Origin of the sequence: Nocardia sp. NBC_01503, from assembly GCF_036327755.1 — a bacterium.
Taxonomy (GTDB): domain Bacteria; phylum Actinomycetota; class Actinomycetes; order Mycobacteriales; family Mycobacteriaceae; genus Nocardia.
Genome location: NZ_CP109596.1, coordinates 4,481,006 through 4,493,735, shown reverse-complemented (window position 1 = coordinate 4,493,735; position 12,730 = coordinate 4,481,006). Strand labels below are relative to the sequence as shown.

Genomic DNA, 12,730 nt, shown 5'->3' with positions numbered 1-12,730 from the left:
ACTGGGAAACACCATGAACACCAAGTCGATTCGCCTGACCGCCGCCTTCGCCGCCGCCGCGGCCGCCGCCCTGGTCGTCACCGGGTGCAGTGACGACAACTCCAGCTCCCCCGCCACCAACTCCGTCACCTCGGCGACCTCGGCCGCCCCCGGCACCGCCGCCCCCACCGGCGGTAAGTCCAGCGCCTCGGTCGACGGTAAGGCCCTGGACGCCAAGTTCGACACCACCTGCGCGAAGCAGGGTGGCACCCTGGCGCTGGCGCTCACCGATACCGGTAACGCCACCTACGGTCAGCTCAGTGTGAGCGCGACGGTGACCGGCGACGACACCGTGCAGGCGGTCGGCATCGCCGGCTCCAAGGGTGGCGACAACGGCATGCCCTATGCGGTCGGCTACGGCAACGGCGTCCCCGGCGGCTCGGCCGAGGTCGTCAAGAACGGCAACACCTACACCGTCACCGGCGAGGGCGTCGGCGCACCGGATATGTCCAACCCGATGGGCGGGGTCAAGAACTCGAAGTTCGAGATCGTGTTCGCCTGCGCGAGCATCGTCGGCTCCTGATCCGGTTCAGGCGGCGCCCGGATTCCCTTCCCCCGCTCATGCCGCGCCGGGCATGAGCGGGAAAAAGCCTCTCCCCCACTATATTTCCGATTAGAAGGATGTCATGAAGCACCAGATCCGCATCGCCGCAGTCGTTTTCTCCGTGCTGGGGATCGGCTACTACCTGTGGCACGGCCTCACCTCCGACGACTTCCTGCCCTGGGTGGGCTGGCAGATGAGTCTGCCGATCATCGCCCTGACCGTGCTCCCGATGGCCTTCGCCTTCACCGGTGACAGTGTCATGTCAGCGCTGACCGGCAATAACAGTTCCGAATTCCGCAATGGCCTGATGGGTCTGGGCACCGTGGAGTCGGTGCGCAACACCGGGGTCTCGCTCAATGATCAGCCGCAGGTGCGGATCGATTTCCGGGTGGAGGGCGCGGACGGCAAGGTTTTCCCCGCCTACGCCAAGATGATCGTGCCGCTCACCGAACTGGCGCTGCTGCGCCCCGGTGTGGTGCTGCCGGTCCGCTACCTGCCCGAACACCCCGACCGCGTCGAGGTGGATCTGTCCGGCGATACCTCGGCGGCGCAGAATGCCATGAACCAGGCGATGATTCGCAAGGGCATCACCACCCAGGCCAAGCTCGATATCGCCCGCAACGGCATTCCGGCCCAGGCCGTGGTGAGTGCGCTGTCGGTACCCGGCGAGATCCGCGACGGCCACCCACGACTGGATCTGACGCTCATCGTCACCCGCCCCGACGGCAGTACCTTCGAGGCACGCACGGAGAAGTTCCTCCCTCCTACCCAGGTCGCGCAGGTGCAGATCGGACGGGTGGTCCGCGTGCACTATCTGCCCGGCCAAGAGCAGGATCTGGTCATCTCCCTGCCCGTCAATACCGGTCCTTGAACCCCGAGACACCGAGACCCTCGAGAGCGAATGACGAGCGCCGCAGGCCGATGAGCCCGCGGCGCTTCCGCTTGTGCCGACACAGTCCGATGATGCGCCCGGAGCTAGTCGGGCATTTCCAGTGGCAGACCGAAGTGCGGGAAGAATGCGGCGTCCAGGAAGGTGTGCAGCTCGGCGATGCGCCCGTCACGCACGTCGAGTACCTGGATGGCGGTGGCCACTTACCTGCCATCGGACTCCCGATAGATCGCCACCGCCGGGCAGCCATTCGCCTCGGTGCGCAGCATGCGCTTGTCGAACGCGAAAATCGTCGCGGCCGGGGGAGATTGCCCGGATCAGAAGCCGAGTTGCCCCTGCAAGCCCCAGTACGCGCGGGTCAGCGCACCGTCGACGCCGAATTCGATACGCAGCTCATAGAGCCCGAAGTGGCCCATGAGCAGCTGCGGTTCGCCCATGTACAGGGTGGGTACGCGGAAGTGCTCGAAGTAGCCGACGATCATCTCCCGCATGGTGCGATAGCGGTTCTCCACATCGGTGAGCGGATTGAGCAGGTTCGCGGTGGCCTCGAAGATGGTCGCGGCGAAGTCCGGATCGGTACCGGGCGGGGTGATGCGCGGATCGATGACGGCCAGGCAGCGGAAACCGTCGTCGGTGGGGACGTGCACCCACCCGACCCCGCCGCCCAGGTGCACGGCCGCGGCGGTGAGCAGGTCGACCACATTCTCCGGCTTGAACGCGGGTGTCAGCGATACCCGTTCGGCGGCAAGATGATTCGCACCGGCCTCGAAGGCGAGTCGCCGCACCGCCGCACTACCCGCCCAACCGTTGTCGGCCCAGATCCAGGTCTCGGCGGGGCGCTCGTAGCAGCCGAGTTCCACTGCGGCCAAGGCTAATTCGGGCAGCTCCGCAATGCCGTAGCAGCCGTTGTCCGGATTCCAGGTGGGTGTCGTCCGCTCCAATTCGCGCAGCCCGTCGGCGAAGTCGAGCAGTCCGCGTTTGAGCCCCATGGTGATCGCCGCCGCGGACGCGAGCCGCGCCAGCAGGTCATCCGGTACGAACGGCTGTCGTGGCGGGCGCGGGCGCTGCACCGGCGCGGCCCGATAGGTCGCGCCCGTCGCATCGACCACGGTCGCGTCGACGATATTGTCCCGCTCGTCGATGCGCGCGCGCAGTGCGTACCCGCGGGGTAGCGCCAGTTCATTGCCGCCCGGGATCTCCCGCACCGTGAGCCCGTGGCGCCGTGCGTATCCCGCGATCACGGCCCGCGCCCCGCCACCGAGCAGCAGATCCGCGGCAACCCGTAGCCAGGTCGCCACCGTCCCCGGATCGGGCTCGGCCAGCGCCACCGTCTCATCGTCGATGGCGAGGTAGGTGTATGCCCGCCCGCCGTGATTGAACTTGGTCATCCCGCGCGCACCGAGTACGCCCTGGGCGATCAATCCGAGGTGATCGGCGGCCAGCTTCGGATCATGGAAGCCGCCCAGATCCAGCAGCTCCGTGGTGAACTCCGGAATCCCCTGTGCCGCACCGATTTCCCGTAGCCGCACGGCATGTTCGGTACCGGGCAGGCCGGTCAGATCAGGTTTGGCCCATGCCCACATGAAGGTCTGATCCTCGGCGAAGGTGCCGAGCTGGCCGGAGCGCGCCAGTCTGCGCTCACCGATCCAGGCCAGTCCGGTATCGAGATCGCAGCCGGTGCGACCCGGCTGGATCTGGGTCATGAAACTGTTGTACTGCTCGATTCCCCCGCCGAGATACCCCCGCGCAAAGGACAACAACTCGCTACTGAAAGTGTCCACGGCACGGCAGGCTACCAGGACCTCAATCCTGCACCCGGCGATCGAAAACCTGCGGGCGGGCAATCCGCAGCGCGGTTGCGATAGCGCCGAGAAGTACTGCGTCATCACCCAATTCGCTCGACGCCACCTGCGGTCGCAAGGGCGTGGAGCGTTGCAGCGCGGCCCGCACCTCATCGAGGTAGAGATCGGCGCTGTGCCCCAGACCACCGCCGAGGGCGATGACATCGGGATCCAGCACGGCGGTGACCGCGGCGACCACGAGGGCGACCCGTTCCCCTTCCTGCCGAACGACATTCGCGGCGATCGGATGGCCCGCGCGCGCCTGTTCGAAGACCCGCTTGGCCGTGAGTCGTCCGGTCATACCCTGTGCCCGTGCGGCTTTGACGACGGCCTCGGCGGAGACGGCCTCTTCGAGCGCGCCGCGACGCGGCGACTCGGTCTCCGGCGCGCCGAATGTCGTGGGCAGGAAGCCGACTTCACCCGCCGCACCGTGCGCACCGGTGAAAAGCTCACCCTGGGAGACGATTCCGACGCCGAGCCCGGTACCGATCAGCACATAGACGAACAGCCGGCTGCCCCGGCCCGCACCGAAGACGTACTCGCCCAGCGCCGCGAGGTTGGCGTCATTGTGCACCGAGAGCTCCGGCCCGCCCAGCCGCTCGCGAATGGTGTCGAGCAGTCCGGCCCGCCCCCAGCCGGGCAGGTTCACCGCGAAATGCATACGCCCGTCCTGCGGGTCGAAGACCCCGGGACTGCCCAGCGCCGCGTGGATCACCTGATCGGCGGTGACCCCGGCGGTCTCGCACACCCGCTCGGCGGCGCGCACCGCGATATCGGCGACGGCGGTCGCGGTGCGCGCCTTGTTCGCGATATCGATGCGGGCCAGCACTTTTCCGGAGAGATCGGCCAGGGCCGCGCGCAGGTTGGCCCGGCCGATATCGATACCGAGCACATATCCGGCGGTGGGGTCGGGTTCGTACAGCACCGCGGTGCGCCCGCGTTCGGGTGCCACCGTTCCCATCGCCCGAACCAGGCCGTTGTGCAGCAGCGTGGCAAGGGCACTGGACACGGTCGGCTTGGAAAGCCCGGTGTCCCTGGCGAGTTGGGCGCGGCTCGCCGGGCCCGCATTGCGCAGCTGTTCGAGCAGTAACCACTCGTTATTGCTGCGCAGGCGTTGCCGATTCCAGGGGACTTCTTCCATCGCCTTCCGTTTCCTGCTCGTGTCGTCCGATCAACTCTAGGCAAACGAATCCTGACGAACTCTTGACGGCAATAGTAAAGGAATTTAACTTTACTAAACCACTCGCCCGCTCTGCTCCCACCGGAGGAAGCCCCATGTCCGGTCCCGTCCGACTCCCTCGAAGAATCGGCCTCTTCCAGGCCACCGCCATCAATATGAGCCAGATGGTCGGCATCGGCCCGTTCGTGACCATTCCGCTCATGGTCGCCGCGTTCGGCGGCCCGCACGCCGTCATCGGCTTCCTCGCGGGCGCGATCCTCGCCCTCGTCGACGGCCTGGTCTGGGCCGAACTCGGCGCGGCCATGCCCGGCGCCGGTGGCACCTACGTCTATCTCAAGCAGGCGTTCCAATACCGATCCGGACGGCTCATGCCGTTCCTGTTCGTCTGGACCGCAATGCTTTTCATTCCATTGATCATGTCCACGGGCGTACAGGGGCTGGTGCAGTACCTGACCTACCTGTGGCCCTCCATGAGCGATACCCAGGGCGATATCGTCGGCGTCGCGGTGGTGGCGCTGGTGATCGTGCTGCTGTGGCGGCGGGTGGACAGCATCGGCAGGATCACCGTCGTCATGTGGTCGGTCATGATCATCTCGGTGGCCGCGGTCATCCTGGCCTCGTTCACGCACTTCCACGCGAGCATGGCCTTCGACTGGCCCGACAACGCCATCGATCCGGGCAGCAATACCTTCTGGCTGGGCTTCGCCTCCGGTCTGACCATCGGCATCTACGACTACCTCGGCTACAACACCTCCGCGTACCTCGGCGGTGAGTTGAAGGAGCCGGGCCGGGTGCTGCCGCGCTCGATCATCTTCGCCATCATCGGCGTCATGAGCATCTACCTGCTCATGCAGATCGGTGTACTGGGCGTGACCAATTGGAAGGACATGCTCGATCCGGACAATGTGGCATCGCGGTCGGTGGCCTCCGCGGTGCTGGAGACGACCATGGGCAAGGGTGCGGCGCAGGTCGTCACCGGGCTCATCCTGATCACCGCCTTCGCCTCGGTCTTCACCGGACTGCTCGGCGGCTCGCGGGTACCGTTCGACGCCGCGCATGATCGGGTGTTCTTCAAAGCCTTCGGCCGTCTGCACCCCAAGCATCAATTCCCGGTCTTGGGATTGATCGCCATGGGCGTGGTCACCGCGGGTGGTTTCCTGCTCGCCCGGCATATCGGAACCTCGGCCGCGCATCCGCCGCTGACGGTGCTGATCTCACTGCTCACCACCGTCATGGTGATCGTGCAGGCGCTCGCCCAGATCGCCGCGGTCGTCGTATTGCGCAGGCGGCAACCGGATCTCGTGCGCCCCTACAAGATGTTCCTGTACCCGCTGCCCGCCATCGCGGCCGCCATCGGCTGGCTGGTCATCTACGGCTACGCCGATAAGTCGAATCCGGGCGTACATCCCATCGAATGGTCCATCGCCTGGGTCGGATTGGGTGTCATCGCCTTCCTGATCTGGGCCCGCGCCGAGGGCGTCTGGCCGTTCGGCCCCAAGGAGATTCGGGAGGAGTACCTGCACCCCGAGCCCGCCGGCATCGTCGCCGACTGACTCACTCCGCCGGGCCGTCACCTTCGCGGCGGCCCGGCCCGACCGTACCGAGGATCGTCAATGCCGCACGCAGCCAGCGAATTCGCCGTAGTGGGCGTCGATTTCGGCGGGACCAAGACCGATATCGCACTCGCCGACGCGCACGGCACGATCTTGCTCCGGGAACGCCTGGATACCCGGACCGACCTCGGCCCCGACCACATCCTGGGCCGCACCGCCGAGACCGTGCGACGACTCGAACAGGCCGCGCGTGCGGGGCATGGTCTGCCCGTCATCGGATGGGCGGCGGTCGCTCCCGGGGTTATCCGGGCCGACGGCATCCAGTTGACGCCCAACCTGCCGGGTTGGGAGCGGCTGGCGCTGTCGGCCCGGCTCGCGACCGAATTCGGTGTCCCCGCGGTGCGGGTCGCCAATGATGTGAAGGCAGCCGCACTGGCCGAACTGCGATTCGGCGCTTTGCGCGGGATCGATACCGGGATCTATGTCAGCCTCGGGACCGGAATCGCGGCGGCGCTGATTGTCGGCGGGCGGGTGATCTCCGGAGCGCACCAGGCCGCCGGGGAGATCGGGTATATGAATCCCGGGAGTTCTCCGGTCGGCGCGGTCGCCGCCGGACGCGCGCCGCTCGAGGAGCTGGTGGCCGGGCGCGGGCTCGGACAGCGCGCCTCGGCCCGACTCGGTGAATCCGTCACCAGCGCCGAACTCTTCCGCCGTACCGATCCGGCCGCGCGCGAGTTCGTACGGCAGAGTCTTCAGATCCTGGCCACGGCGCTGGGCAATCTCGCGGTATTCGTCGACCCGGCGCGCATTGTGATCGGCGGCGGGATGATGGCCGCCGCCGAGGTGATTCTCCCGGCGCTCACCGACATGGTCGCCTCGGCCACCGCCTTCGCACCCGAGCTCCGGGCCGCGCACTTTCTCGAGGACGCCTCGCTGCACGGTGCGGTGACCCTCGCCCTCGATGCCGAGAACAGCACTTCCCCAACCCGATTGACCAGCGCTGGAGGACCTCGATGAACCCGACCCGGCTCGGCCGCCTGATGGAAGCCGAGATGCGCGATCAGCCGCGGGTGCTCGCCGCGCTCGCCGACCGCTTCACCTCGATCGGCGCGGCCGTCGCGGCGCTCTTCGCCGCGGATACGCCGCGCGATGCCGGGCCGATGGCCGAACGGCTCGGCGGCGGTGGCGTCGCGAGCGGATCGGCGCCCCTGCCGAATGGACCTGTCGGCGTTGCGTTCCTGGCGCGCGGCTCCTCCGATAATGCCGCGCTGCTCGGGCGCTACGCGGTCGAGTTGCAGACCGGGCTCCCCACCTGTCTCGTCGCGCCGAGCGTGGCCACGATCTACGGTCGGGAGCCGGTCGGGTTCCGCGGCTGGCTGTTGATCGCGCTGTCGCAGTCCGGGCGGACACCGGAGATCGTGGACCTCACCCGGCGCTATGCGGCGGCGGGCGCGAAAGTCGTGGCGGTGACCAATGATCCGGACTCCGCACTGGCCCGGGCCGCGCATTACACGGTCGCGCTGGAGGCCGGACCCGAGCGCGCGGTGCCCGCGACCAAGACGGTCAGCGGTCAGATGCTGGCTGTCCTCGCCATCGCGTCCGGCCTCGGCCCCGGCGGGATGACCCGGCGGGAGGCCGCCGAATTGCCCGCGGCCGCAGCCGATCTGCTCGCCGATACCGCGGCCGTCGCACCCGCCGCGGAGCTCATAGCCACCGTCGATCGGGTGGCCGTGGTCGGCCGCGGCGCCTGCTATCCGGCCGCTTTGGAGACCGCGCTCAAACTTCAGGAGACCACCGGCATCATGGCGCACGGCTTCTCCAGCGCCGACTTCCGGCACGGGCCGATCGCGGTCACCGGTCCGGGCGCGCCCGCCGTCCTGCTCGCGGGCTCCGGCCCGGCCGATACCGACACCCTTGCGCTACGCGAACCACTCGCGGCCCGCTACGCCCCGACCGTGCTGGCGGGGACCGCGACCGAGGCCCCGATCACCTGGCCCGCACGCGGCCATCTCGGCGAATGCGTACTGGCCACCATTCGCGGTCAGCAGCTCGCCCTGGCCGTCGCACGCGAATTGGGGATCGATGCCGATCACCCGTCCGGACTGGCGAAAGTCACCCTCACGCACTGAGCTCCGAGGCCGGTGCCGCTGATCGTCAGTGCGCTGTCAGTGCGCTGTCACCATTGCCGCGGCGGAGCAGACGCGCGGTGGGCGGCCGCATCCGACAACCGCGGAACTGGTCCGCAAGATCAACTCCGGACTGCGGGACTGAGCCGGGAGCGCTGGTTGCCCGTAGGTAACAGACCGATCTGTTCTCGCGATTTCGCGGATACGAGGGCAAGCTGGAAGCAACGGGCAGGCAGGGCGATGACGTTCATCAATGGGGTCTCCAACGCGGTATATCAGTACCTGATCGGCGCACCGCCGGATGTGGTTGTCGGATGGTTGCTATCCGCGATCGGGATGTAGCCGGGTCGGTTGCAACGGACATCACAGGCGGGTAGTGACCGGGAAGCTTGCCGACTGGGCTATGGTTGTAGCCGTTGAGTAGCGCGATCTTGCATACTCTTCTCCGTCGTGGATGTCTTTTCTTCGCGTCGGCCACGCAGCGAGGTCAGCAAGTGCGGACAAACCGTCCGGCACGCCCCTGCGATTCACCCCGATGCTCGAAAGGCACCAGGAACCTTTATGACTTCTTCCTCAGCGAGCCCCACCGCGTCCTTCGCCGATTTCGGCGTGCGTAGCGCACTGGTCGACGCCCTCGCGGCGAACGGCATCACCGCGCCCATGCCCATTCAGGCCGCCACCCTCACCGATGTGATCGCCGGGCGCGATGTGCTCGCTCGCGGACGGACCGGTAGCGGTAAGACGCTCGCCTTCTCCGTTCCCATGGTCGAGCGACTGGCAGCCGGTGGCGGCACCCGGCGTCCGGGACAGCCGATCGGTTTGATTCTCGCGCCGACGCGTGAGCTCGCCACCCAGATCGCCACCGCGCTCGAGCCCATGGTCCGGGCATGCGGGCTGCGGGTGACCACCGTTTTCGGTGGGGTGCCGCAGAATCGGCAGGCCAAGGCACTCAAAGCGGGCGTGGATATCGTGGTCGCCTGCCCGGGGCGCCTCGAGGATTTGATGAAACAGCGTCTGGTGGCGCTGGATTCGGTACGGATCACCGTGCTGGACGAGGCCGACCATATGGCGGATCTGGGCTTCCTGCCCGGCGTGACGCGGATTCTCGCGGCCACCCCCGCCGATGGGCAGCGGCTGCTGTTCTCCGCGACCCTGGACAACGGTGTGGACAAGCTGGTGAAGCGGTTCATGCGGAATCCGCTGTCGCACAGCGTGGACGAGGCGCATTCCCCGGTGCCGGATATGACCCACCATGTGTTCGAGGTCAAGGGCGCGGACGCCAAGCGCGATCTGGTGTACACCCTGGCCTCGGGTGAGGGTCGTCGAATCCTGTTCATGCGCACCAAGCATCACGCGCGCCGCCTCGCCAAGCAGTTGACCGCCGCGGGCATTCCCTCCACCGACCTGCACGGCAATCTCTCGCAGGCGGCCCGCGACCGCAACCTGGCCGCCTTCGCCGCGGGCACCGCCCGCGTCCTGGTCGCCACCGATGTCGCCGCGCGCGGTGTGCACGTCGACGATGTCGAGCTGGTCGTACACGTCGACCCGCCCGCCGAGCACAAGGCGTACCTGCACCGTTCGGGCCGTACCGCCCGCGCCGGCAGCTCCGGTGATGTGGTCACGGTCGTCCTGCCCGAGCAGCGCAAGGATGTGGCCTTCCTGCTCCGCAAGGCCGGTATCGACACCAAACCCCAACAGGTGACGGCCAATTCGTCCCAGGTCACCGTCCTGGTGGGCGCGGTCGCACCCCTTGTCATGCCCCGCCCCGATGCCCCCCGCGTCGACGACCGCGACGATCAGCCCGCCCGCCGTGGTGGCGCGCGCCGTGGCAGCCAGTCCCGTATGGCCAAGGCCCGCGCCGGCGGCAATGCCCGTGGTGCGGGCGAATACGCCTCGCGCGGCGACGGTGAATACGGCGCACGCGGCAATGGCGACTCTCGCGACGGCGGTGCCCGCCGCAATGGCAACTCGCGCAACGCGACCGCCGACACCCGCACCTCGGACAACCGTGGCGCATCCGGCACCCGAACCCGCGGCGCCGGTGCCCCCTCCACCCGCGGCGCGCACGCCGACCGTCGCGCCACCGCGGGCCCCGCGCCCCGGACCGGCAGCACCGCTCGGCGCGCGGCCGCCCCCGACCGGGCTCCCGCCACCGGCAACGGCCGCCCCGCCCGCACCGAGGATCGCGCGACCGCCGCGAACGGAGCCCCGGCCCGCCGCCGCGCCTCCCGCCCCCAGGCGTCGGCCACCCGCGACCAGTCCTCGCACTCCGGCCGCCGCTGACCCTCGGCGACAATCCACTACGAGCCCGGCCCGCCTCACATCAGAGGCGGGCCGGGCTCGTTCTCGTGACCGAGGAACAGGGGAACACGCCCGCATACGGACCGGCCAGTTCGACCTGGTGCGGTCCCTCATCTCACTGCCAATCATTTGAGGTAGCGCCCCAGCGGGGTGTCCGCTCCCACGAAATCGCCGCGCACGTGGGGAATTGTGGTCGTACAGTGGCGATGGTCGTCCAGGGAAGGCGGGAATCGTGCAGCCGAATCAACCGTTGGAGCCGACCGCGAGTGAGCGGCTTTCGCATGCGGGGCGGATTTTCACCTCCGACCTGTCGGTCAATGAGTTCGCGTTGTTGCATGGGGCGGGGTTCGAGCCGGTTGATCTGGTGATGGGGGTGTCGGTCTATCACGTGGGGTTTCAGTTCACGGGGATTCGGCAGCAGATGGAGCTCACCGTTTTGACCGAGGCCACGTATCGGGCTCGGTGGAATGCGATGAGCCGGATGCAGGCCGAGGCGGATGCGCTGCATGCCGATGGGGTTGTCGGGGTGCGGTTGGAGTGGCGGCATTTGGGGGCGGAGGCCAGTCATCTGGAGTTCATCGCGGTGGGGACCGCGGTGCGGTTCACACAGGAGCCGGGGCGGTTTCGGCGGCCCAATGGGCAGGCGTTCACCAGTCATCTGTCGGGGCAGGACATGGTGACGTTGCTGCGGTCGGGGTTCGCGCCGGTGGCGTTCGTGATGGGGAATTGCGTATTCCATGTTGCGGTGCAGGGGTTCATGCAGTCGCTGCGCCAGATCGGCAACAATGTCGAGATGCCGCAGTGGACGCAGGGCAACTATCAGGCGCGGGAGTTGGCCATGTCGCGGATGCAGGCCGAGGCCGAGCGGGATGGGGGTATCGGGGTGACGGGGGTGGAGTTCCAGATTCAGAACTATGCCTGGGGGCATCACACCGTCGAGTTCTACGCGGCCGGAACGGCGCTGCGCCGCACCGGAAGTGCCGAGACCATAACCCCGCAGTTCGTACTGCCGATGGGCGACTGAGCGATGACCTTCGATCCGGACCGTGCGGCCCAGGTGATCGCCGCCGCGCTGCACGGCCCCGGCGGGGTTGGCCTGGTCTTCAATGTCTTCGGCGGGGTTCCCGGCGCGGTGCGCACCCCGGCCAAACGCGGGCTGTTCCGCTCCGAACCCGAACGGCTGCAATTGGGTTCGTGGCGCTACGAGGTCACCGGTGATCAGCGGATTCGCGCCGCGCACGTGGTGAACGGCATTGTGCTGGCCGAGGATGTGCTGCCCGCCGCCGCGGTGGGTCCGCATGTGGCGCGGGCACTCTCGGATCTGGTGGAGGGTTTCGGCGTGCCCGCGCTGCCGCAGATCACCGCTGCGCTGGAGGTGTTGGAAACCGTGGGCTGAGCGGCGTCGACCTGCGAGTATTGAGGGGTGAAGCGCGACGTCTCCGCCTACCTCGACGTCCAGGTCCATGCCGATTCCGAGCTCGAGTTCCAGATCGCCGTGGCCCGGCAACCCGGTCTGGAGTTGACCGAAACACTCACCTTCGAACTCGACGGCCGCGCGCATCAGGCCCGGGAGGTGGTCGGTCCGCACGGCACCCGAATTCACGTATTGCGCTGTGGTGCGGGCAATCTCCGCGCCGGCTACACCGCCACGGTGATCGGCGAGGCGATCGCCGAACCACCGTCGGATTACGATCTCTCGATCTACACTCGCCCGAGCAGGTTCGCCGAATCCGATCGGCTGCTCGCCTTCGCCGCCGCCGAATTCGGCTGCGGCATAGACAATCCCGAGACCCCCGCGCAGGTGACGGCCTGGGTGAACCGTCGGCTGCGCTACGCCCCCGGCACCAGCACCCCCAGCGACGGCGCGGTGGAGACGCTGCTGTCGGGCACCGGCGTTTGCCGGGACTTCTCCCACCTGACCGTGGCCCTGCTGCGCGCGGTCGGCGTTCCCGCCCGCGTCGCCTCGGTCTATCCGCCGGGCAGCTTCCCGATGGACTTCCACTCCGTCCCAGAGGCTTACGTACAGGGCGCGTGGCGCGTCTTCGACCCCACCCGCCTGGCTCCGCGCTCCGCACTGCTGCGCATCGCCACCGGCCGGGACGCCTCCGATATCGCCTTCCTCGGCAACCACGGCGGCGATATCACCGTCAACGGCCTGTGGGTCAAAGCCTTCGTCGCGGGCCCGCTCCCCTACGACGATTTCGAGCGGCCACTCACGCTGGCGTAACCGCGCGCTGCCGCGCCGTCCGAGGGCCCC

Annotated in this window: 11 protein-coding genes; 9 read left to right on the top strand and 2 right to left on the bottom strand. The window is 68.1% G+C overall.

The window, feature by feature from the left end; genetic code table 11:
• Positions 1-13 precede the first annotated feature (13 nt).
• Together OHB26_RS20275 and OHB26_RS20270 are read left to right on the top strand one after the other, a co-directional pair.
• The gene (locus OHB26_RS20275; protein WP_330178855.1) at positions 14-562 is read left to right on the top strand and encodes a lipoprotein LpqH; all 549 of its coding nucleotides are present in this window, start codon (positions 14-16) and stop codon (positions 560-562) included.
• A 103-nt stretch (positions 563-665) separates the two neighbouring features.
• Positions 666-1,454, top strand: a complete 789-nt coding sequence (locus OHB26_RS20270) for a hypothetical protein (RefSeq protein ID WP_330178854.1) — start codon at positions 666-668, stop codon at positions 1,452-1,454.
• Between the two features lie 335 nt (positions 1,455-1,789).
• On the opposite strand, the gene OHB26_RS20265 is transcribed toward OHB26_RS20270, so the two are convergent.
• Positions 1,790-3,253 (bottom strand): DUF6882 domain-containing protein, encoded by a 1,464-nt coding sequence (locus tag OHB26_RS20265; protein WP_330178853.1) that lies wholly within the window; start codon positions 3,251-3,253, stop codon positions 1,790-1,792.
• 22 nt (positions 3,254-3,275) lie between these two features.
• Entirely contained in the window at positions 3,276-4,454 is a 1,179-nt protein-coding gene (locus tag OHB26_RS20260; protein ID WP_330178852.1) for an ROK family transcriptional regulator, read from the bottom strand.
• Positions 4,455-4,588: 134 nt separating this feature from the next.
• Here OHB26_RS20260 and OHB26_RS20255 point away from each other — a divergent pair, with 134 nt between their 5' ends.
• The 7 genes from OHB26_RS20255 (at position 4,589) to OHB26_RS20225 (ending at position 12,700) form a co-directional block, all read left to right on the top strand.
• The gene (locus OHB26_RS20255; RefSeq protein WP_330178851.1) at positions 4,589-6,046 is read left to right on the top strand and encodes an APC family permease; all 1,458 of its coding nucleotides are present in this window, start codon (positions 4,589-4,591) and stop codon (positions 6,044-6,046) included.
• A gap of 60 nt (positions 6,047-6,106) precedes the next feature.
• Positions 6,107-7,063: an ROK family protein gene (locus OHB26_RS20250; RefSeq protein ID WP_330178850.1), complete on the top strand. Its 957-nt coding sequence runs from the start codon at positions 6,107-6,109 to the stop codon at positions 7,061-7,063.
• Positions 7,060-8,175, top strand: a complete 1,116-nt coding sequence (locus OHB26_RS20245; protein WP_330178849.1) for an SIS domain-containing protein — start codon at positions 7,060-7,062, stop codon at positions 8,173-8,175. The genes OHB26_RS20250 and OHB26_RS20245 overlap by 4 nt, the downstream gene beginning before the upstream one ends.
• Before the next feature lie 558 nt (positions 8,176-8,733).
• Positions 8,734-10,455 carry a DEAD/DEAH box helicase gene (locus OHB26_RS20240; protein WP_330178848.1) on the top strand — a complete coding sequence of 574 codons (1,722 nt, stop codon included), beginning with the start codon at positions 8,734-8,736 and terminating at the stop codon, positions 10,453-10,455.
• Between the two features lie 250 nt (positions 10,456-10,705).
• On the top strand, positions 10,706-11,497 hold the full coding sequence (locus OHB26_RS20235; protein ID WP_330178847.1) for a heavy metal-binding domain-containing protein: 792 nt from the start codon (positions 10,706-10,708) through the stop codon (positions 11,495-11,497).
• A 3-nt stretch (positions 11,498-11,500) separates the two neighbouring features.
• Positions 11,501-11,869, top strand: a complete 369-nt coding sequence (locus OHB26_RS20230; protein ID WP_330178846.1) for a DUF5073 family protein — start codon at positions 11,501-11,503, stop codon at positions 11,867-11,869.
• A gap of 27 nt (positions 11,870-11,896) precedes the next feature.
• The gene (locus OHB26_RS20225) at positions 11,897-12,700 is read left to right on the top strand and encodes a transglutaminase-like domain-containing protein (RefSeq protein WP_330178845.1); all 804 of its coding nucleotides are present in this window, start codon (positions 11,897-11,899) and stop codon (positions 12,698-12,700) included.
• Positions 12,701-12,730: the final 30 nt, after the last annotated feature.

Bases quoted from the DNA above. Each gene is read 5' to 3' on its own strand.
- OHB26_RS20275 (WP_330178855.1), top strand. From the start codon at position 14: ATGAACACCAAGTCGATTCGCCTGACCGCCGCCTTCGCCGCCGCCGCG.
- OHB26_RS20240 (WP_330178848.1), top strand. From the start codon at position 8,734: ATGACTTCTTCCTCAGCGAGCCCCACCGCGTCCTTCGCCGATTTCGGC.
- OHB26_RS20245 (WP_330178849.1), top strand. From the start codon at position 7,060: ATGAACCCGACCCGGCTCGGCCGCCTGATGGAAGCCGAGATGCGCGAT.
- OHB26_RS20250 (WP_330178850.1), top strand. From the start codon at position 6,107: ATGCCGCACGCAGCCAGCGAATTCGCCGTAGTGGGCGTCGATTTCGGC.
- OHB26_RS20255 (WP_330178851.1), top strand. From the start codon at position 4,589: ATGTCCGGTCCCGTCCGACTCCCTCGAAGAATCGGCCTCTTCCAGGCC.
- OHB26_RS20230 (WP_330178846.1), top strand. From the start codon at position 11,501: ATGACCTTCGATCCGGACCGTGCGGCCCAGGTGATCGCCGCCGCGCTG.
- OHB26_RS20270 (WP_330178854.1), top strand. From the start codon at position 666: ATGAAGCACCAGATCCGCATCGCCGCAGTCGTTTTCTCCGTGCTGGGG.
- OHB26_RS20260 (WP_330178852.1), bottom strand. From the start codon at position 4,454: ATGGAAGAAGTCCCCTGGAATCGGCAACGCCTGCGCAGCAATAACGAG.